Here is a 20,221-nt window from a genome sequence, read left to right on the forward strand (position 1 = left end):
TAAAGGATATAAAAAGAAATGAGTGAACCCACTGAAAAACAAAAGCAAACCCAAAAACCTATCGTATTCAGCGGCGCGCAGCCTTCCGGTGAATTGACCATCGGTAACTACATGGGTGCGCTACGTCAGTGGGTACAAATGCAAGATGATTACGACTGCATCTATTGTATCGTTGACCAACATGCGATCACTGTACGTCAAGACCCTGACGAGCTACGCAAAAGAACCCTCGATACCTTAGCACTCTACCTCGCTTGTGGCATTGACCCGAATAAAAGCACTATTTTTGTTCAATCCCATGTGCCGCAACATGCGCAACTTAGCTGGGCGCTAAACTGTTACACTTACTTCGGCGAACTAAGCCGTATGACACAATTTAAAGATAAATCAGCGCGTCATGCAGAAAACATTAACGCTGGTTTATTTGATTATCCTGTATTAATGGCTGCCGATATTTTACTTTATCAAACTAACCAAGTTCCTGTTGGTATCGACCAAAAACAGCATCTTGAGTTAAGCCGTGATATTGCACAGCGTTTTAACGCGATTTATGGCGATATCTTTACCGTGCCAGATCCTTTTATTCCAACTGGAGGTGGCGCTCGTGTCATGGCTTTGCAAGATCCAATGAAGAAAATGTCTAAGTCTGATGATAACCGCAATAACGTTATCGCCCTGCTTGAAGACCCAAAATCAGCAGCGAAAAAAATCAAACGTGCGGTCACTGACTCAGAAGAGCCGCCTCGTGTTCGTTATGACATCGAAAACAAACCAGGTGTTTCAAACCTGCTAGATATTTTATCTGGCGTAACGGGTAAAAAGATTGCCGAGCTTGAAGCCGAATTTGAAGGTCAAATGTACGGTCATCTTAAAGGGGCAGTGGCAGATGCCGTCTCTGGCATGTTGGCTACACTCCAAGAGCGTTATCATCAATTCCGTAATGACGAAGCGCTGCTCAACAAAATTATGGATGAAGGCGCAACCAAAGCGGCAGCACGCGCGCAAGAAACCGTTGATAAAGTTTATGAAGCCATTGGTTTTGTAAAACGCCCTCAGCTGTAATTCATACACGCCCTTATCTCTTCTAAAAGGTAAGGGCTTTTAATTTAAAAACTCACCTTTCTCTTCACCTTCAATTATTTTCAACAACCTCATCGATTTATCTCTCTGGTGTCTCTGTGCTTTTCTCAGTCAAATAGCTCACTCATTGATATGTAATAACGTTAAGGTGAATCTATGTTATTCAAAAATAAATATGCTTTTGTTCAAGGTGGATCAAGAGGTATCGGTGCTGCTATCGTCAAACAATTTGCTCAAGCTGGGGCCAGTGTCGCTTTTACCTACGCCTCTTCTGACGATAAAGCTAAAGCTTTAGTGGCTGAAATTGAGCAATTTTCAGGTAACGTATTGGCAATCAAAGCAAATAGCGCTGATGAAAATGAAATAAAAGCCGCCATCACACAAGCCGCCAATACATTTGGTAGCCTTGATATCTTAGTTAACAATGTTGGTATTTTAGAGCTAGGAACATTAGATACCCTATCATTAGAAGCGTTCGATCGCTCCTATCACCTCAATGTTCGCAGCCTATTTATTGCCAGCCAAGCTGCATTAGAAGTGATGAATAATAATGGGCGCATTATTCATATTGGTAGCATTAACGCACAAAGAGTACCATTTGAAGGCGGTAGTGCTTATGCGATGAGCAAAGCCGCTATCGTAGGGCTTACTAAAGGGATGGCTCGTGATGTCGCTAGCCGAGGCATTACTGTGAATAATATCCAGCCCGGTCCTGTCAACACGGACATGAATCCTGAACAAGGTGAGTTTGCAGAGAGTTTAAAACAGATCATGGCATTAAAACGTTATGCCAGCGCCGATGAAATAGCCAGTTTTGTCGTTTATTTAGCCAGCCCTGCCGCTGCTTATATCACAGGTGCAAGCTTAAATATTGATGGTGGATTTAGCATCTAATTATCTTAACAGCATAAAAAAACGGGAGGCATCTCCCGTCTTTTCACTTAATGAAATTTATTGAAAATCCATATCGGTATAAAGCTTCGTTGCTTTTACACTTTCAATATTTTTCGCGCCACCCAACATCATATTAATGGATAATTCTTTATTCAGTTGCTGAATAACGGAATTCACCCCTTCCGAGCCCCCTAAATTTAATCCATATAAAATTGGACGACCCACCGCGACAACATCAGCACCACTTGCTAGCGCTTTAAACACATGGGAGCCACGGCGAACACCACTATCAAAAACAATAGGAACACGTTTGTTGACCACTTTTGCAATGGAAGGCAAAACATCAAAAGAAGCTGGGCCGCTATCTAATTGTCGCCCACCATGGTTAGATACCCAAATCGCATCTGCACCAGCCTTGATCACTCTATCTGCATCTTCAGGTGATTGGATCCCTTTCACTATCACAGGCAAACCCGATAGTTTTTTCACGTAAGCAATATCTGCTGGGGTAAAGGCTTGTTTAGCTTGAGCATAAATTTCGCTGATCCCTGCCCCTTTACCTGTTTTAGAGCCATCATCATTTTGTTTAGCGAACAGTTCTAAATTGGCAAAACCAAGTGGGAATTGGAAGTTATTGCGAATATCATCTTCGCGATAGCCACCAACTGGCGAATCCACCGTTAAAATAATCGCTTTAGCACCACTCTCTTTAGCTCGTTTCAAGGTAAACTCATTGAAAGCATTATTCTTGCTCATATAAAGTTGGAAGAAGAATGGGCTTTCCCCTGAAACTTCGGCGACTTCTTCAATAGTCTTGTTACCATAAGTACTTAATGAAAAAATTGAGCCAGCTTTCGCCATCCCTTTGGCTGTCGCAATTTCACCGTCTTGATGGGCCAAACCTTGAGCTGCCATTGGGGCTTGAATAATTGGCGTTTTTAAATTAATCCCTAAAAATTGGGTTGATAAGTCAATATCTTTAATTTCAATCCCCTGCATTACCCGTGGCATAATGTATTTTCTATCAAAGCTACGCGTATTTTTATCTAGGTTCAGCTCATCTTCGGCCCCACCACGAATATAGCCAAAAGCCCCTTTTTCCATGTTTTTCGCAACTTGGTCTTCTAACTCATCTAAATTGATAATTTTAATCGGTCCTTCTTTGGTACTCGCTTGATAATCCGCGGCTTGTACAGCCCCAACAGATAAGGTCAAAGCCAGTATCGCCGATGACATCACCGCAATGGGCTGTTTTTTTGCTCTGTGTAACATACTCCACCTCCTCAACTTATTGTTTGATAGCTTCCGCTTGTATTTTTATCACTACCTCTTTTGCCATTCCCTCTTTTGCAAGGAAGTCCACCCCCCATTTTGTACGGTCAATGGTCGTTTCAAAGTCACCACCACAAACATCCGCTTTAAAAATAGGACTGAAATAACAGCCGAATTTCGTTGTTTTCAACTGAACGGGATGAGACTGTCCTTTCATGGTTAAAATGCCATCAATAGAAACAGGTTTATTATCCGCAAAGTTCCATTTAGTTGATTTAAATTCGATGGTTGGGTATTTCGCTACATCTAACATATCGGCGCTCTTAATATGGTTATCAAACGCTGTTAGACCGGTATTTAATGTCTCCGCTGGGATTTTGACATTAATGCTTCCCTTGTTTTTTTCTGGGGAATAGCTCATATCACCACGAATGTTGTAGAAACCACCGCTATTGGTCGATGTATTAAAGTGATCAATATAGAAAACCGCTTTAGTATGGGTTGGATCTAACTGATAATTTGCGGCTTGAGCAGTACCGGCTACCAATAGTGAAGCCAATAATGGCAATACAATCTTTTTCATGGAATACATCCTAATTATTTGTTTTATCTAAATTAATACAGATAAGTAGCCTCTACTTTTAGTAAAGGCTACGGATAATTCGAGTTAAAAATAAGGCTTAGCGTTCTGAATCTAATTGCTCATTGTTTTTCAAAACATCTTGAGCTTTCATATAGCTTTCAATGAGCAGTTGATATGCAGGGAAAATTTGCGTGTAAGCTTGTGCCCATTCTGCCGCATCTTCACGATTCCACGTTTTCTGAATTTCAGACGCGACCGCGGCTGTATCCATTGGTACAACACCAGCTTGAACCATGCGTGCTAAGGTGATTTCTTGTGCCATTTTGCTATAAGTACCAGATGCATCAATGACGACAAAAACTTGGTAACCGTCAGCTACCGCACTAATAGCAGGGAAAGCCATGCAAACACTGGTTATCGTGCCCGCGATAATCAGTTGTTTTTTACCCGTTGCTTTAACTGCTTCAACAAATTCAGGGTTATCCCATGCGTTGATTTCACCGCGACGTGCAATATATTGTGCATGTGGCGCATTTTGGTGAATTTCAGGGATCAGAGGGCCATTCGGGCCTTGTGGTACAGATGCTGTTGTGATGACAGGCATTTTTGCCAATGAAGCTATTTTTGCGAGAACAGCAGCACGCGCTCGCAGCTCTGTCATTGGCATATCACCGACAGTTTGGAACAAGCCGCTTTGATGGTCTATCAATAACATCACTGCATCATCTGGATTAATAACAGGACGCTGTCCATTGAAGTTTGCCGGATTACTCATAATGAAACCTCTCAATCAATAAAATAATGAAATGCTTTTAAACGAGAAATAGAACAATCGTTGCCCCGCTCTCTTGTTATTTACATTAATTCATCGATTTTTTGTTGAGTAGTCCGGTTTTTAGTAAACACTGTTCTAAAAATAGGATAATGGAAACCAGAACTATTGTTCTAATAATGAAACAATGAAACCTATTTTTACCACTACTGATAACGAAATCGTGCCCCTATGATAAATACATCAGAATCTATTTTAGGAGCATAACCATGAAAAAGATCATTGGTATTTATAACGCACCTCGCAGTCATTGGGTTGGAGATGGCTTCCCTGTTCGCTCATTATTTAGCTATAACAACCACGGGAAATATCTCAACCCATTTCTTTTACTTGATAGAGCGGGGCCTTTTACCTTCCCAAGCTCAGATGCTGAGAACCGTGGTGTTGGAGAGCATCCGCACAAAGGGTTCGAAACGGTAACTATCGTCTATGATGGTGAGGTTGCACATCATGATTCTACAGGTGAAGGGGGCGTGATTGGTCCAGGAGATGTTCAGTGGATGACCGCGGCATCCGGTATTTTACATCAAGAATACCAATCCGATGATTTTATGAAAAATGGCGGCACCTTAGATATGGTGCAACTGTGGGTCAACTTACCGGCTAAAGATAAATTGGCGTCTCCGGGATACCAACTGCTAAAAAGTAGCCATATTCCGAATATTGCTTTACCTAATGATGCAGGCTATTTACGCGTCATTGCAGGTAACTATCTAGGAAATAATGGTGCTGCACGTACATTTACCCCTTTAGATGTTTGGGATCTCAAACTGAAAAAAGGTAAAACAGTAGGGTTACAAACTAAAGCCGGTCGTAATGTTGGTTTAGTGATGTTACATGGCTCGTTAATTGTTGATGGTCACGCTAGTTTAAATGAAGGAGAGCTGCTCATCCTTGATAGTAGTGACAGTAATATTGTTATGGAAGCCACGGAAGATGCTGTTGTACTCTTCTTAAGCGGTGAGCCCATTGATGAACCCGTTGTCGGCTATGGTCCCTTTGTGATGAATAGCGATAAAGAAATTATCGAAGCGGTTAATGATTTTAATCGTGGTAAATTTGGCCGAATCCCTCAAAATCAATAAGATAATAACTCCTCGATAGGGTGACTATTGAGGAGTTATCTTTTTACGGTGATGGATTATGATGATTTAACAGTTGGTGAAATATTCTCAGCCAAATAATTTAATAATAGTTGTACTGATGGCAATAAACCTTTTCTTGATGGGTAAACCGCATGAATAATATCTTCAGGAAAACGCCATTCAGGTAATATCTCAATCAATGCCCCTGAACTTAAGTCTTTTTCCACCACACCATAAGGCAATCGAGCAATACCAATTCCCTTTAATGCGGCTTTATACAAGGTCAAAATATCGGTTGTTGCTAATTTGGGGATAAAGTGCTGAGTGAAGCTTAAGTCCTCACTGTTTTTCAGTGTCACCGTATAATTTTGGGAATGTTCGGTATTTGCCAATATTGGGTAATTCACTAACTCTTCAGGTTGTTGCAGCGGCTCTCCGCCTTTAAATAACAGCGGGCTAGCGACCAAAACCCGCCGTGAATAACCCAATACTTTCATCATTAAACCCGAATCATCTAACGGCAGCGAACGCACTCGCAGCGCCATATCTAACCCTTCACTGATCACATCAACGGGCCGATTAACAGCTAAAATTTGTACATCGATCTCCGGATACTTCACCATAAAATCGACTAATAAATCTTGCAGATACACTTGGAGTAAAGCGACAGGACAAGACAATTTAATGATCCCTTTCGGGTCAGTTTGTACAGAGCAGATCAGCTCCTCAGCAATTTTCGCTTCATCGACAACATTTTTGCATTGTTGATAAAAGGTTTGGCCGATTTCAGTCACATGGAACTGACGTGTTGAACGATAAATTAAGGAAACATTGAGTTTCTGCTCAAGATCAGCAATACGGCGGCTAAGTTTAGATTTCGGGATCCCCAAAGCAAGACCTGCTTGTGAAAACCCGCCATGCTCGACTACTTTGACATAGTAGTAGAGGTCATTTAAATCGTACCGCATCCCTATTCCCCTTTTTACTAAAACCTATTTATATTACTGAAAATCGATAATAAGTCTGCTTAAATTACGCCATTTACCCCGTCAATAAGACCCGTTAGCCAAACAAATAGTTTCGGTATCGAAACAACTCATTGCCAGTTAAACAAGGAAATCAATTAAAGTAACTACCCGGCTATGGAGGTTTCTATGTACCGCGCACTTTGGGCATTGTTACGCCCTTATCGTTTTGTTTTAATATTTGCTGTTATTTTACAAGCTATCGCTGGCATTAGCTCCCTGATCCCTTGGGTTGCAATTAGCCAAATCGCCTTATCCCCTGTTGAACAAGGGAACACTTGGGTCATTATTGCATTTATTAGCGGAGTCGTATGGCTCGTTTGCCAAACACTTGCCCTATACCTAACCCATCAAACGGATAACCAATTGTGCTATCAATTAAGGCTAAAAATACTCAATAAACTCAATCGACTTCCTTTGAGTGAGTTTGTTTATTCAGGTAAAGAAGGGATCCAAAAAATTGTTGATCGCGATGTGCGCTTGCTGCATCAACTCACCGCCCATGCACCTGCCGACTTGGCTCAACTGTTTGTCGTTCCAATAACTGCAACGCTGATCTTATTATGGACCAACTGGGCATTAATGATTTTTTGCCTACTTCCTTTAATCATCACCATTTACCTTTTCCGCCAGCTACGCTCACCACGTTATCAATCGCTATTCACTGCTCGTGACCAGACGATGGGGAATTTATATGCTCAATATGCAGAGTTTGCCGATAACCCATTACTTGCAAGACAGTATCCAAACCGCGCCATTCAACTTGCTGTGACACAAGCACTCTCCGCTTTTCTCGTGGCCTTTAATCGCTGGATTAACAAAATCGGCGCATTCAGTTCACTGACTCAAATTGGAATGAGTACCACATTACTGACGTTATGGGTGATTATTGGGTCGTTGGTAGTGCCGACCTCGGTGTCACTGTCGCAAATGGTGTTGTTTATTCTTTTGATGCATAGCATTACCGCTCCAATCGCTGCCATGGGGCATGGTGCCGATGCCCTCAACCATGCAGTCGCCGCTTCAGAGCGTATTCGCCATTTTCTTGAGCAAACAGAAATGCAGTATGGTGATAAATCACTGCAAGGAGCGCCTTGTGCCGTTCATATTCACGATGTGGATTATTGTGTACAGGATAAAACTTTACTCTCTAACATCAACTTAACCATTCAACCCGGTCAGCTTGTCGCTATTGTTGGTGCATCGGGAGCAGGAAAAAGTACACTTTTACAATTGATGGCACGGTTCCTCGACCCAACTCGTGGCGAGTTATACTTTAATACGACGCCCCTACCTCAATTCTCATTAGCAGGGTTAAACCAGCAAGTATCTATCGTGATGCAGAATACTCAACCTATGCCGTGTTCGCTGAAAGAAAATCTACAGCTATTTGCCCCCGATGCGACAGCGGTCGAAATCACTGACTACCTTGAAAAATTAAATCTACTAACACGGCTCCAGCAATTACCAAAGGGGCTAGACAGTTTAGTCGGTCATGATATCACCTTATCAGGTGGTGAAGCTCAACGTTTAGCTATCGCTCGCGTGCTGCTCTCTAAAGTCCCTATTTTGTTGTTTGATGAGCCAACATCTGCATTAGATCCGCAAAATGCCGAGTTATTTTTCCAGCTTTTAAACCAAGAGCAGCGTACACGAGTCTTGGTCACCCATGATCTGAGCTATTTATGCCATGCAGATACGGTGATCTTACTGGAAGAAGGGCAAATAATTGCTCAAGGTACACACCTACAGTTATCTGAACATACTCCCCAATATCAACAATTACTAAGTGCATTGGAGGACGCCGCATGATCCGTCTGTTCTTAAGTACCGTCCGTCGTGCGCTATTATGGATGATATTCGCTGCTATCTTAGATGGTATCAGCGGGTTGCTACTCGTTCCTGTGATCATCAATTGGGGCTCCGACGATATAAGTGCGCTGATTTGGCTACTGGTGAGTAGCTTAGTGTCATTAACCGTTATTTTTATCGCCACTCAGAAAGGCTACCTTGCAGGTGGCATTGTTATGCGCACGCTCACCAACGCATTAATACGCCATCTACCTGTCTCATTAAAACCAATCCCAAGTGCGACAAGTTTAGTTTCTGGGCCTATTTCCCATGTGATGTCCATTCCTGCTCACTTATTACACCCAATCATTAGCGGTATTGTCACCCCTTTAACCGTGATCTTAGGGGCATTGATTCTGAACTTTTGGCTAGGAAGCATCCTGTTAATGATTGGCTTCATGTTATTACTTATTTTACGTTTTTCCGCCAAACACGTGTCATTCGCCGAAAAGCAAGTACACGCCTCACAGCAGAAGGTTATCGATGAATTAGGCCACTTTGCCACACATCAACCGCTGCTTCGCAGAGCGGGTGTCAGTCAACAGCAACAACAAGGTTTAGAGCAGAGCCTGACTCAGCAATATCAGACACAAAAACAACTTCAACGCCGTAGCTTGCCTTTTCATTTGCTATTTTCATTCGCTATTCAAGTAACCTTTATCGGCTTATTAGCTTTCGGCTTATTGGCGGTCAATCGTGAAACACTTACCCTACCTATGTGGTTAGCCGCCATGCTGTTATTAGCGCGTTTTATTGAGCCACTCTGGTTGCTTTCCCATTTAGACCAAGCATTACGCCAAGCTAAAAAATCGCTCAATCAGATAACCCAAGCACTGGAAACACCTGAGCTTAATTTTGTTCGTTCATCTCAAACCCCATCTGAAAATACCGTGAGCTGTAACGCCTTATCTCAGCGTACAGAGGAGGGGAAAGTCCTATTAAAACCGCTCGACTTAACTTTTAAAGCAAATACATTCACGGCCATTGTGGGGGCGTCTGGCGCTGGAAAAAGCACGTTATTGAATTTGTTGGCGCGCTTGCAAGACCCTTCACAAGGCGTAGTGCGGTATGGCAATAAAGATATCGCTCAATTATCGCAAGCAGTGCTCTGTAGTAAGCGAGGCATATTATTTCAAGATAACCGGCTGTTTAAAGGCAGTTTACGGCAAAATATGACTGCCAGTTCAGAAGAGATCGATGATCCATCAATCATCGCCATGCTTCAACAACTCAATATCGATGCAGATCATACTTTACTAGATGGAGAGGTAGGTGCTGGCGGGCAAATTTTCTCTGGTGGACAAAGGCAACGTTTGTGTATTGCAAGACTACTATTAAGCCGTCCTGATATTATTTTGATGGATGAGCCGACAGCTAGCCTTGATTACATCAATACTGCCGCTGTTATTGAACAGCTACTCACTGCCAACCAGCAGACACGTATTGTTGTGACTCACCAACCGATGCTTGCCAGCCAAGCCGATCATATTATTGTGATGGCATCTGGCGAAATCGTTGACCAAGGAACACATGCAGAATTATTAGCCCGTGAGCCTTGGTATCAACAATTTATCAGCGGCAGCCTTTAAGAATATCAGCCTCGCTTACCAAATAAGCGATGGCTGAACTCTTCAATACGGCGATGCTCAAGCCTATTTTGCATCGTCAGGCTCCAACTTGCAGACAGCCCCGCGGCTCCTAGCAAACGTTGATATAACTCTTCATCGAATGGGGCATGAAAAGCGATCATAATCGCTTCTTGAACAGAAATATCGCTATTACGACTTAAAAGGGTGATCGGTGTTGCGGCACTGACTGACCCCGTCTTTATCACTCGATACAACCAACCACAACGACCATTTTCTTGCATTATTTGAGCAAAGTTTTCAACGCCTGTCAGGCCATTGAGCTTATAGCATGGCGAGCGTGGTTGGGTGACTTGAATACGAACATCACCCCAAGCATAAATATCACCAATAAAGACATTCTCTTCTGTCATACCTTGAGTCGAGATATTTTCACCAAACGCTGGTGGCGTAAAAAGAGATTCAAGTTCAGGATAAGCATTAGCCCAGAATTGATAGTGCTCTGCCGGATAATGGCATAGCGCCCGATCAGGGCCACCATGAAAGCGTTTTTCAGCTTGCTCATCTCCCTCAAGCCCTAATTGCCCTAATGGCAACGGCCCATCCACTTGACGCTTATGAATAGCGCTCTGACCACAATCTAATGTGGCTTTGACTTCGCCGATATAGACTTGAGGATGAATTTGCATTGCGATTACACCTTTATCGTGGCTTTAAATTCAATGAACTCATCATTATCACGTTGAACGAGCATCAGAGTTCAATTTACTAGAAATTCTGTACAATACTTCAATAAGTTATGCATAGCACTATAATAAATCAAATAGATAATAACTAACCAAACGAGTGAAAACCATGAAAACTTAAAGTACTCCAAAAATTTCCATGGACTCGCAAACACCCGATACATCATTATGCCCGGTCTGCGTATACTAGGTTTATCTTTCGGCCATGCATACCAAAAAAGCCACATAAGAATAAAAATCACCATCGCTTGTGCACCATGTGCAGGCCCAATATCCAAGCCAGTGATAAAGAATAAGAGTACCTCAGACAGACCAAGAAAAAAGATCAGGATAACGAATAACGTTATAAAAAATTCACTGACCAAAAATACAGTGAATGCTTTTTTCCTAGAATGAAGCCCAAACATAATCAGGTCATTGAAAAATAAATAGAATAAAATAATCACACCAGCAACTATTGCCACGCCGCTATTAACATCAGGCTGAGTAGCAACCATGTTCAATAACAATCCCCAAAAAATACATAAGAAGACCCCGCGCCAGTTGAACGCTAGCCTAGGCTGCTGTATGAAAGATAAAATAGCAGGGTTAAATTTATCCTTTAGCTCTGGGTATTCACTGGTTCGTTGTTTCACTTGCTCAGCGATTTGAGGGATCAATCCAGGTATCAAGCGAACTTTATAAGAAACTTTCTCATTTTTACTCGTCAGTACACGTAAAGATTGAGAAACGATATAGTCTCCATGGACAGCATCAATCTGACACTGCTTCCATGCTCGAGCCACCTCAGTCTGGCGTAGCTGTTCAGTTAATGCGTTTTGAATATAAAACGGGATAATTTGCTCTGAGTTATATTCATCAAGCCGCCAGCCTAATAGAGACGAAACATGTTCCACAACAGCTTCGGTTAAACCTTCTTGCTCTGATAATGCCCACGCAAAATCTTGATGAAATTGCTGATGTGTCTGCAAACTGCCTTTTTGAGAGACGTTTTCCCACAATTCGACTAATTCACGTTTTGCCGCGTTTTCATCAATAATAAACAGCTTCGCGAGCCAATCAATTAACTCTTGGGTATAAGCTGTTTCAACAACCGGTAATTCATTAATCGATGGTTGATAATCATCTAACAACACATCTGAAAATGGGTAAGTAATCCGAATTTCAGACAGCTCTTGCTGTTGTTGATCATCATTAACGGCTTCTTCATTAACAGCCTCTTGGTGTAAGAGGCTTTCTAAATGAGGCACATCAACGTCTATATTCGCCTGCTCTTCAACATATTCATCATCGGCAGATTCATCATCATAAATAGCGTAAGCGGCATATCTTTTTGCCTCCTCAAAAGCTTCACGTAATTGTTGATACTCTTCAGGGTGGCTATCGGGTCGATATTTTTTTACCTGCCGCGCATAAGCACGCCGAATTTCCTTTTCATCGTTTGTTTGAGTGATTCCCAATGTTTGCCATATACTCATTAATGCGAGTCTCCCTCATAGCGACTCAAAAATTGTTCCACTTGTTGACGAATGGCCGCAATACGACGTGGATCTTGGCTATCGAGTGCTCTTTCAAACTCCGTTGTGACTTGATCCATCCAATAGCGATCCTCACCCAGTAAAAACTCATATAACCGAGCACAGCGTGACAATAACACGCGATTCTCTTTTCTATCCCTCGGATGCTGTTTTAAATCAGCAATTTTTAATAAGCTTTGTTCGATTTGCGCTTCATTCATTTGCCCCGGAACTTTCTCTATCACTAGCCGAAACACCTCAGGGTTACCTTGATAACGACACTCAACTTCTAGTAATCCATCAACGGTATAGGTAAACCGGACATCAATATCCACTTCTCCAGCAGGCTTCTGAGGGATATCAATCGCCATCTCCCCCAAAAATACGTTATCTTGGACGCGACGCGCTTCCCCCTGATAAATCTTTAATAAAATCATTTTTTGGTTATCTTCAATCGTGCTGACCGTTTGCATCTTGCTCACAGGTAAAAAGGTATTTCGCTCAATTAAAGGTAAAAAATAACCCGAATCATAATGGGTTCCGTTTCTTTTTGAGGTTTCAATCCCCAAAGAAAATGGCATTACGTCGGTTAAAATAACATCATCAAGGGCTGTATCTGCCATCACCATACCCGCTTGAACCCCTGCACCTAATGCAACGGCTTCATCTGGATTAAGGTCATGGCGAGGAAAACGTCCAAACAGACGCGCTACCGTTTGTCGGATAAGTGGCATTCGTGTTGCACCACCAACTAATAAGATGTCGTCCAAATCATTGAGAGTAAAACGAGAATCATGCAAAGCCTGCAAAATAGGTTGTTGCAATCGTGCTAATAAAGATTGGCAACAAGAAGCTAGCTCCTGATCTGTCATTGTCCAATGCCAATCCTGATCATTCCACCGTAGCGAAGCCGTCGCTTCATTGCTTTGACCTAATGCGATTTTTAATGTTTCTGCTTGTTTGAGTAATTCCGCGCGAATATCTGCTTGGGCTTCTTTCAGTTCAGGATGCTGCTTTAACATCCACAGATAAATAGCTTCACTGAAATCATCACCGCCTAAACGGACATCGCCACTACTCGCGCAAACCTCAATGACGCCTTCAAACATATCAATTATCGAAACATCAAACGTTCCCCCACCAAGGTCAAAGGTTAGGTATTTGTGTTCTTTGTTTTCGAGTAACCCAAAGGCCAACGATGCCGCAGTAGGTTCATTCAATAACCTTAAAACATTTAGCCCAGCAAGTTGTCCCGCTGTTTTAACCGCCCGACGCTGAACATCATTAAAATAAGCAGGAACCGTGATCACTGCATCTTTAACGGGGTAACCAAGCCAAGCTTCAACATCCTCTTTTAATTGCCGTAATAATAAAGCAGAAAGCTCCTCAGCCCGAAAAGTCAGAGAGCCTAATGATAACGTTGCATCCGTGCCCATAAAGCGCTTAAAGCTGGCTTGGGTTAAATGGGGGTGACTCTGTAGACGTTCACGAGCGAATTTTCCGACCAAGATCTGGTCATCATCATCAAGAGCAACAACAGATGGCGTTAAAACATCACCTTGTTTATTGGGTACCAATACCGCTCGCCCTTCAATCCATAAACTCACTGCACTATTACTGGTCCCAAGATCAATCCCCATAACCATGTCAGCCGCCATATTATCTCCCTTATCATTCACTTTATTGAATTATTACTGGATAGAATATCAATCTGTTTTTTGTACTTATGAGACACATTATGAACAAAACACAAGATATTAAAACGAGACAAAGCTGAGATTAATAGAAAAAAGAAAAAGAGAGGCATAAAAAAAGCGCAACCCCAAAAGGGTTACGCCCATCTAATTATCATTTAATTTAATGAATTATTTAGTTTTTTCTGCAAAACGTTTTGCAGCTTCATCCCAGTTAACGACTGACCAGAATGCTTTGATGTAGTCAGGACGACGGTTTTGATATTTCAGATAATAAGCGTGTTCCCAAACATCAAGACCAATAATTGGATAACCTGAAGTACCAGAAATCGCTTCACCCATCAGAGGGCTGTCTTGGTTAGCTGTAGAAACAACCGCTAGCTTACCGTCATCTTTTAGAACTAGCCATGCCCAGCCAGAACCAAAACGAGAAGCTGCTGCTTTCTCAAATTGTTCTTTGAAAGCGTCAACACTACCAAAATCACGCTCGATAGCTGCTTTCAGATCACCGCTTAGTTCAGTACCTAATTTTAGGCCTTTCCAGAACAGGCTGTGGTTTGAGTGACCACCAGCATTGTTACGAACAAAAGTACGTTGATCAGCAGGAACTTTATCCAATTGTTGGATCAGATCATCAATGTCTAGGTTAGCCAGTTCAGGTAATTTTTCTAACGCAGTGTTAGTGTTGTTAACGTAGGTTTGATGATGCTTGGTGTGATGGATTTCCATTGTTTGCTTATCGAAATGAGGTTCCAGCGCATCATAAGCATAAGGTAAAGCAGGTAATGTATAGCTCATTGTATTTGTCTCCAGTGACTTATTGACATATACCTCTATATCTCTCACTCAATGCCAAGACACATAGGGTATACACTTCAGAAACTTCACACCTTGTGAGTCGGTATCAATTATAGTTATTTTACTGTTAATGAAAATCATTATCAAACCCATGATATTTATATGGTCTTTCTCATCAACTATCATTGTTGATTTATTTAGCAACTAATACCAATATCGCCCTGCTTTGTTTTTCTTTAATTCTACCCTTATACAGATAATCAGATGATTAATCTAATTGACGATTTCGCATCAAATGATAATCCTGTTAAATCCATTACAATTAATACGTGATCTCCCGCTCAAAAGAAAAACAAATTTATATTTCCTGCTTTAGTTAACCATTTTTTGACATAGTATTAACATCTGCAAGGAGATAAAAATATGACTCAAATAACTAAGCATCCCGTTACTGCTGAAATTGCAGAAAATGCCCTGATAAACGAGCAACAGTACAACAATGAGTATCAACTCTCTATTCAAGACCCTGAAACGTTTTGGGGGGAGAAAGGAAAGGTTGTTGATTGGATTAAGCCGTATACCCGAGTAAAAAACACCTCCTTCGATCCTGGCCATATCAGCATTCGCTGGTTTGAAGATGGCACCCTTAACTTAAGCGCTAACTGTTTAGATCGTCATCTGGCAGATAAGGGCGATCAAACCGCAATCATATGGGAAGGTGATGACCCTTCTCAATCAAAAAATGTCACTTACCGTGAACTGCATCATGATGTTAGTCAGTTCGCTAACGTATTAAAACAACATGGTATTCGTAAAGGCGATGTTGTCGCGATTTACATGCCAATGGTGGTTGAAGCTGCCGTCGCAATGTTAGCTTGTGCTCGCATTGGGGCAATTCATACTGTTATCTTTGCTGGCTTCTCTCCAGAAGCGGTATCGGGTCGTGTTATCGACTGTAAAGCAAAACTGATTATTACAGCCGATGAAGGCCTACGTGCTGGCCGCTCAATACCTCTCAAGAAAAACGTTGATGACGCATTAACCAATGCCAATGTCACCACCGTTAAGAATGTCATTGTCTACCGTCGTACTGGGAATGTTCCAAGCTGGGTAGAAGGGCGTGACTTATGGTGGCACGATGTGATTGATGGCGTCAGCGCCGACTGCCCACCTGAAGAAATGAACGCAGAAGACCCATTATTCATTCTGTATACTTCAGGCTCAACAGGTAAACCAAAAGGTGTACTGCATACTACTGGCGGTTATTTAGTCTATGCAACACTCACCTTTAAATATACTTTCGACTACCATCCCGGTGAAGTGTATTGGTGTACTGCCGATGTTGGCTGGGTAACGGGTCACAGCTATTTGTTATATGGCCCTCTATCTAATGGTGCCAAGACATTGATGTTTGAAGGCGTGCCTAACTACCCTGCGGTCAATCGCATGAGCCAAGTGGTCGATAAGCACCAAGTCAATATCCTGTATACCGCGCCGACTGCTATCCGCGCCCTAATGGCTGAAGGTGATAAAGCCATTGAAGGCACCAACCGTAGCTCGTTGCGTATCCTAGGATCCGTTGGTGAACCTATCAACCCTGAAGCATGGGAATGGTTCTATAAGAAGATTGGTGATAGTCGTTGCCCAATTGTTGATACATGGTGGCAAACAGAAACTGGCGGCTTTATGATCACTCCGCTACCGGGAGCGACCATGCTAAAACCAGGCTCAGCAACGTTACCTTTCTTCGGGGTTCGTCCTGCTCTTGTTGATAATCTTGGGGAACCATTAGAAGGTGCAACAGAGGGTAACCTCGTCATTGTTGATTCATGGCCTGGTCAAGCACGTACCTTATTTGGTGACCACGAGCGTTTTGAGCAAACCTACTTTTCTACTTTTAAAGGTATGTATTTCAGTGGCGATGGTGCTCGCCGCGATGAAGATGGCTATTTCTGGATCACGGGCCGTGTTGATGATGTATTAAATATTTCCGGTCACCGCCTAGGTACTGCTGAAATTGAATCTGCATTAGTTGCACACCCAAAAATTGCAGAAGCAGCCGTTGTTGGTATTCCTCATAATATTAAGGGGCAAGCTATCTATGCTTATGTCACCTTAATTTCGGGGGAAGAGCCTTCACCTGAGCTATATACCGAAGTTCGTAATTGGGTTCGAAAAGAAATCGGTCCAATTGCAACACCTGATGTTCTACACTGGACGGACTCTTTACCTAAAACCCGCTCCGGTAAGATCATGCGCCGTATCCTACGTAAAATTGCCTCAGGAGATACTAGTAACTTAGGAGATACTTCCACACTGGCAGATCCTGGCGTTGTCGAAAAACTACTCGAAGAAAAACAATCAATGAGTATGTCATAAGCCTGAAGGTCGCCTTTATGGCGACCTTACATACATTCCAATAAGACGATAACAGAGGAGAACTCTGATGAATGCTACTGCTTATCAAGAGGTAGAGAATAACCCTCGCTTTAAAGAATTGGTAAGGAAACGCGGTCGATTTTCATGGTTGTTGTCAGCTATCACATTAATATTGTATGTCGGTTTTATCTTTCTTATTGCTTTTAACCCAAGTTGGCTTGGAACGCCGATTAGTGAAGGATCCTATATCACACGAGGTATACCTATTGGTGTAGGATTGATTGTCATCTCTTTCTTATTAACTGGCCTATATGTTATTCGGGCAAATGGTGAATACGACCGTTTAACGGCTGAAATCTTAAAAGAGGTGCAAAAATGATAAAACTCCTTCCTCTCATCTTACTTTTCGCCTCTTCAGCCGCATTTTCTGATGCACTGACAGGGGATGTCGAGCGGCAACCTGTGAATATTCAAGCCATTATCATGTTCTTGTTATTCGTCGGGTTTACTCTCTATATTACTTATTGGGCATCTAAAAGAACACGTTCTCGCTCAGACTACTACACCGCAGGCGGTAAAATTACAGGTTTTCAAAATGGGATGGCCATTGCGGGTGACTTTATGTCCGCAGCCTCATTCTTAGGTATTTCAGCACTGGTTTACACCTCCGGTTATGATGGCTTGATCTACTCCATCGGCTTCTTAATTGGCTGGCCTATTATTCTTTTCTTAATTGCAGAACGCTTACGTAACCTCGGTCGTTATACCTTCGCCGATGTTGCGTCATATCGATTAAAACAAAGACCAATACGGATACTGTCTGCCGTTGGCTCTCTTGTTGTCGTTGCACTCTACCTCATTGCACAAATGGTTGGTGCAGGGAAGTTGATCGAACTACTGTTTGGTCTTAATTACCATGTTGCCGTCGTAATTGTAGGTATTTTGATGGTGTTATACGTCCTATTTGGTGGAATGTTAGCCACTACATGGGTACAAATCATCAAAGCAATTCTCTTATTAGCAGGCGCAACATTTATGGCCGTAATGGTCATGAAACATGTTGGTTTCAATTTCAATACCCTATTTAAAGAAGCCGTCGAAGTACATAAAAATGGCATTGCCATTATGAGCCCAGGAGGATTAGTTTCAGATCCTATATCGGCTTTATCACTTGGGCTAGCGCTGATGTTTGGTACAGCAGGGCTACCTCATATCATTATGCGTTTCTTTACGGTCAGTGACGCGAAAGAAGCTCGTAAGAGTGTGTTCTATGCAACAGGTTTCATTGGCTACTTCTATATTTTAACTTTCATTATCGGTTTTGGTGCGATTGTTCTTGTTAGTGCAAACCCTGACTTTAAAGATGCAGCAGGCAAATTGATCGGTGGAACAAACATGGCCGCCGTACACCTTGCAGATGCCGTCGGAGGGAACTTCTTCCTTGGCTTTATTTCTGCTGTTGCTTTCGCCACGATATTAGCTGTTGTTGCGGGGCTAACACTCGCCGGCGCCTCAGCGGTTTCCCATGACCTTTATGCCATGGCAATCAAAGACGGTAAGGCAAATGAAAAAGAGGAGTTACGTGTATCCAAAATTACGGTAGTGATCTTAGGCTTTGTTGCTATCGGGTTAGGTATTTTGTTCGAAAACCAAAATATCGCCTTCATGGTAGGCCTCGCATTCTCTATCGCTGCAAGCTGTAACTTCCCTATCATCCTGTTATCGATGTATTGGAAGAAATTAACAACACGTGGTGCCTTAGCAGGCGGATGGTTAGGACTTATTACCGCCGTTGTGCTGATGATATTAGGGCCAACTATTTGGGTAAGCATCTTACATCATGAGAAACCTATCTATCCTTATGAGTATCCTGCATTCTTCTCGATGATAGTGGCATTTGTCGCTTCTTGGTTATTCTCTATCACAGATAACTCAGAAAGAGGCAAATTCGAGAGAGAACGCTTTAGAGAGCAATTTGTACGTTCACAAATTGGCTTAGGTATTGAGCAAGGTAAATCTCACTAACCCTTAATATTACCTCTAGAAAGAAACATAAAAAAAGCGGCTCTTAATAAGCCGCTTTTTTAATCTGTATAAAACCACGTTATCTCGCATAAGTCATTTTTTCAGTGTTTACCCACTCATCAACTAACTCAAAAAAGCGTGCTGGTTGGTTTTTTACTTCGACTTTAAAGTTCTCGAACTCAGATTTGTTATTAGGTACATACATTGATAATAATATATTTAGCGATATTTCTTTGTTCGCAAATTTCTGGCTAATATTAAATGCCTTATAGAGGATCCCCGCCAATACAAAACTAACCACTGCTATACCAGCCATAGCAGCAAAACTGTAATCTATGTGTAGAAGCTGGCGAGCCTCATTCAGTAGTAAGAAAGGCGTAAAAAACATCACCAGCAGAGATAAGATAATTGCCCCATCTTGACCATTGTTGAATTCGTGTTCCTTTTGCTTATTAACGGCAACAATATCCCTAAATATTTGGCTATTAACAGATTTTATATTCTTCATTATATTCACCTTGATAAACAAGCGCATTATCGTGTGTAAAAATCATTCATAACATCTAATTAAGTTACTTATTGATAGTATATGTTTAACTTTTTGCAACATCAATTTAACATTTGTTATCTATTTTAATGGGAAAGTATCTTAAGAAGAGTAGGTAAATAGAAGATATAGAACAACAAACCCGATGATCACAAAACCGTGTTTATGGCCTATCTATTGATATTAAAAGTAAAGTTGAAAAATGATCTAACTTAAACGGATTTTATTTAACATTTAAACAAATTAATTTATAAAAAATTAATTATTAAAGTTATAAAGCTTGCTTATCGATGCTCATTACCTTTTT

General features: G+C 41.8%; 17 protein-coding genes. 8 read left to right on the plus strand and 9 right to left on the minus strand.

The genetic code is table 11. From position 1 onward, the window contains the following. Positions 1 to 18: 18 nt before the first annotated feature. Together trpS and PR699_RS15565 are read left to right on the plus strand one after the other, a co-directional pair. Entirely contained in the window at positions 19 to 1,062 is a 1,044-nt protein-coding gene (gene trpS / locus PR699_RS15560) for a tryptophan--tRNA ligase (RefSeq protein WP_004916068.1), read from the plus strand. Between the two features lie 174 nt (positions 1,063 to 1,236). Further along, positions 1,237 to 1,974: a 3-oxoacyl-ACP reductase family protein gene (locus PR699_RS15565; protein ID WP_014657127.1), complete on the plus strand. Its 738-nt coding sequence runs from the start codon at positions 1,237 to 1,239 to the stop codon at positions 1,972 to 1,974. A 57-nt stretch (positions 1,975 to 2,031) separates the two neighbouring features. On the opposite strand, the gene PR699_RS15570 is transcribed toward PR699_RS15565, so the two are convergent. From PR699_RS15570 to PR699_RS15580, 3 genes are all read right to left on the minus strand, one after another. Beyond that, positions 2,032 to 3,210 carry a lactate oxidase gene (locus PR699_RS15570; protein ID WP_237713191.1) on the minus strand — a complete coding sequence of 393 codons (1,179 nt, stop codon included), beginning with the start codon at positions 3,208 to 3,210 and terminating at the stop codon, positions 2,032 to 2,034. A gap of 52 nt (positions 3,211 to 3,262) precedes the next feature. Then, positions 3,263 to 3,829 (minus strand): YceI family protein, encoded by a 567-nt coding sequence (locus PR699_RS15575; protein ID WP_004916073.1) that lies wholly within the window; start codon positions 3,827 to 3,829, stop codon positions 3,263 to 3,265. A gap of 97 nt (positions 3,830 to 3,926) precedes the next feature. Continuing rightward, positions 3,927 to 4,604, minus strand: coding sequence for a hydrolase (locus tag PR699_RS15580; RefSeq protein ID WP_004916074.1), 678 nt, complete (start codon positions 4,602 to 4,604; stop codon positions 3,927 to 3,929). 266 nt (positions 4,605 to 4,870) lie between these two features. On the opposite strand from PR699_RS15580, the gene PR699_RS15585 reads away from it, so the two are divergent. Continuing rightward, positions 4,871 to 5,746 carry a pirin family protein gene (locus PR699_RS15585; protein ID WP_004916075.1) on the plus strand — a complete coding sequence of 292 codons (876 nt, stop codon included), beginning with the start codon at positions 4,871 to 4,873 and terminating at the stop codon, positions 5,744 to 5,746. A 56-nt stretch (positions 5,747 to 5,802) separates the two neighbouring features. On the opposite strand, the gene PR699_RS15590 is transcribed toward PR699_RS15585, so the two are convergent. Then, positions 5,803 to 6,714, minus strand: a complete 912-nt coding sequence (locus PR699_RS15590) for a LysR substrate-binding domain-containing protein (RefSeq protein WP_004916076.1) — start codon at positions 6,712 to 6,714, stop codon at positions 5,803 to 5,805. A gap of 186 nt (positions 6,715 to 6,900) precedes the next feature. Between PR699_RS15590 and PR699_RS15595 the strand changes: the two genes are divergently transcribed. Both PR699_RS15595 and PR699_RS15600 read left to right on the plus strand, forming a co-directional pair. Continuing rightward, complete coding sequence (locus PR699_RS15595) at positions 6,901 to 8,583, plus strand: ABC transporter ATP-binding protein (protein ID WP_014657129.1); 1,683 nt, start codon at positions 6,901 to 6,903, stop codon at positions 8,581 to 8,583. Beyond that, the gene (locus tag PR699_RS15600; protein ID WP_014657130.1) at positions 8,580 to 10,211 is read left to right on the plus strand and encodes an ABC transporter ATP-binding protein; all 1,632 of its coding nucleotides are present in this window, start codon (positions 8,580 to 8,582) and stop codon (positions 10,209 to 10,211) included. The genes PR699_RS15595 and PR699_RS15600 overlap by 4 nt, the downstream gene beginning before the upstream one ends. 5 nt (positions 10,212 to 10,216) lie before the next feature. Here the strand turns inward: PR699_RS15600 and yiiM are convergent, their stop codons facing one another. The 4 genes from yiiM to sodA all read right to left on the minus strand — a co-directional run bounded on the left by yiiM (position 10,217) and on the right by sodA (position 14,963). Continuing rightward, positions 10,217 to 10,897 (minus strand): 6-hydroxyaminopurine reductase, encoded by a 681-nt coding sequence (gene yiiM, locus PR699_RS15605; RefSeq protein WP_014657131.1) that lies wholly within the window; start codon positions 10,895 to 10,897, stop codon positions 10,217 to 10,219. 71 nt (positions 10,898 to 10,968) lie between these two features. Further along, a complete protein-coding gene (locus PR699_RS15610) occupies positions 10,969 to 12,432 on the minus strand; it encodes a J domain-containing protein (RefSeq protein ID WP_060561501.1) in 1,464 nt (487 codons plus the stop codon). Continuing rightward, entirely contained in the window at positions 12,432 to 14,129 is a 1,698-nt protein-coding gene (locus tag PR699_RS15615; protein ID WP_014657134.1) for an Hsp70 family protein, read from the minus strand. Before PR699_RS15615 ends, PR699_RS15610 begins: the two co-directional genes overlap by 1 nt. A gap of 207 nt (positions 14,130 to 14,336) precedes the next feature. Continuing rightward, on the minus strand, positions 14,337 to 14,963 hold the full coding sequence (gene sodA, locus PR699_RS15620) for a superoxide dismutase [Mn] (protein ID WP_014657135.1): 627 nt from the start codon (positions 14,961 to 14,963) through the stop codon (positions 14,337 to 14,339). Positions 14,964 to 15,386: 423 nt separating this feature from the next. Between sodA and acs the strand changes: the two genes are divergently transcribed. From acs to actP, 3 genes are all read left to right on the plus strand, one after another. Further along, positions 15,387 to 17,342: an acetate--CoA ligase gene (gene acs, locus PR699_RS15625; protein WP_004916080.1), complete on the plus strand. Its 1,956-nt coding sequence runs from the start codon at positions 15,387 to 15,389 to the stop codon at positions 17,340 to 17,342. A gap of 67 nt (positions 17,343 to 17,409) precedes the next feature. Further along, a complete protein-coding gene (locus PR699_RS15630) occupies positions 17,410 to 17,721 on the plus strand; it encodes a DUF485 domain-containing protein (RefSeq protein ID WP_004916081.1) in 312 nt (103 codons plus the stop codon). Beyond that, positions 17,718 to 19,367 carry a cation/acetate symporter ActP gene (gene actP, locus PR699_RS15635; RefSeq protein ID WP_004916106.1) on the plus strand — a complete coding sequence of 550 codons (1,650 nt, stop codon included), beginning with the start codon at positions 17,718 to 17,720 and terminating at the stop codon, positions 19,365 to 19,367. The genes PR699_RS15630 and actP overlap by 4 nt, the downstream gene beginning before the upstream one ends. A 79-nt stretch (positions 19,368 to 19,446) precedes the next feature. Here the strand turns inward: actP and PR699_RS15640 are convergent, their stop codons facing one another. Next, positions 19,447 to 19,875, minus strand: a complete 429-nt coding sequence (locus PR699_RS15640) for a hypothetical protein (RefSeq protein WP_272577858.1) — start codon at positions 19,873 to 19,875, stop codon at positions 19,447 to 19,449. Positions 19,876 to 20,221: the final 346 nt, after the last annotated feature.

The sequence above is a fragment of the Providencia sp. PROV268 genome, from assembly GCF_028477805.1.
Classification (GTDB): Bacteria; Pseudomonadota; Gammaproteobacteria; order Enterobacterales; family Enterobacteriaceae; genus Providencia; species Providencia stuartii.

Excerpts from the sequence above, each read along its gene's own strand:
- actP (WP_004916106.1), top strand. The coding sequence starts at position 17,718 with ATGATAAAACTCCTTCCTCTCATCTTACTTTTCGCCTCTTCAGCCGCA.
- PR699_RS15595 (WP_014657129.1), top strand. The coding sequence starts at position 6,901 with ATGTACCGCGCACTTTGGGCATTGTTACGCCCTTATCGTTTTGTTTTA.
- trpS (WP_004916068.1), top strand. The coding sequence starts at position 19 with ATGAGTGAACCCACTGAAAAACAAAAGCAAACCCAAAAACCTATCGTA.
- PR699_RS15630 (WP_004916081.1), top strand. The coding sequence starts at position 17,410 with ATGAATGCTACTGCTTATCAAGAGGTAGAGAATAACCCTCGCTTTAAA.
- PR699_RS15610 (WP_060561501.1), bottom strand. The coding sequence starts at position 12,432 with ATGAGTATATGGCAAACATTGGGAATCACTCAAACAAACGATGAAAAG.
- PR699_RS15615 (WP_014657134.1), bottom strand. The coding sequence starts at position 14,129 with ATGGCGGCTGACATGGTTATGGGGATTGATCTTGGGACCAGTAATAGT.
- PR699_RS15590 (WP_004916076.1), bottom strand. The coding sequence starts at position 6,714 with ATGCGGTACGATTTAAATGACCTCTACTACTATGTCAAAGTAGTCGAG.
- PR699_RS15600 (WP_014657130.1), top strand. The coding sequence starts at position 8,580 with ATGATCCGTCTGTTCTTAAGTACCGTCCGTCGTGCGCTATTATGGATG.
- yiiM (WP_014657131.1), bottom strand. The coding sequence starts at position 10,897 with ATGCAAATTCATCCTCAAGTCTATATCGGCGAAGTCAAAGCCACATTA.
- PR699_RS15640 (WP_272577858.1), bottom strand. The coding sequence starts at position 19,875 with ATGAAGAATATAAAATCTGTTAATAGCCAAATATTTAGGGATATTGTT.
- PR699_RS15570 (WP_237713191.1), bottom strand. The coding sequence starts at position 3,210 with ATGTCATCGGCGATACTGGCTTTGACCTTATCTGTTGGGGCTGTACAA.
- PR699_RS15565 (WP_014657127.1), top strand. The coding sequence starts at position 1,237 with ATGTTATTCAAAAATAAATATGCTTTTGTTCAAGGTGGATCAAGAGGT.
- PR699_RS15575 (WP_004916073.1), bottom strand. The coding sequence starts at position 3,829 with ATGAAAAAGATTGTATTGCCATTATTGGCTTCACTATTGGTAGCCGGT.
- PR699_RS15580 (WP_004916074.1), bottom strand. The coding sequence starts at position 4,604 with ATGAGTAATCCGGCAAACTTCAATGGACAGCGTCCTGTTATTAATCCA.
- PR699_RS15585 (WP_004916075.1), top strand. The coding sequence starts at position 4,871 with ATGAAAAAGATCATTGGTATTTATAACGCACCTCGCAGTCATTGGGTT.
- sodA (WP_014657135.1), bottom strand. The coding sequence starts at position 14,963 with ATGAGCTATACATTACCTGCTTTACCTTATGCTTATGATGCGCTGGAA.
- acs (WP_004916080.1), top strand. The coding sequence starts at position 15,387 with ATGACTCAAATAACTAAGCATCCCGTTACTGCTGAAATTGCAGAAAAT.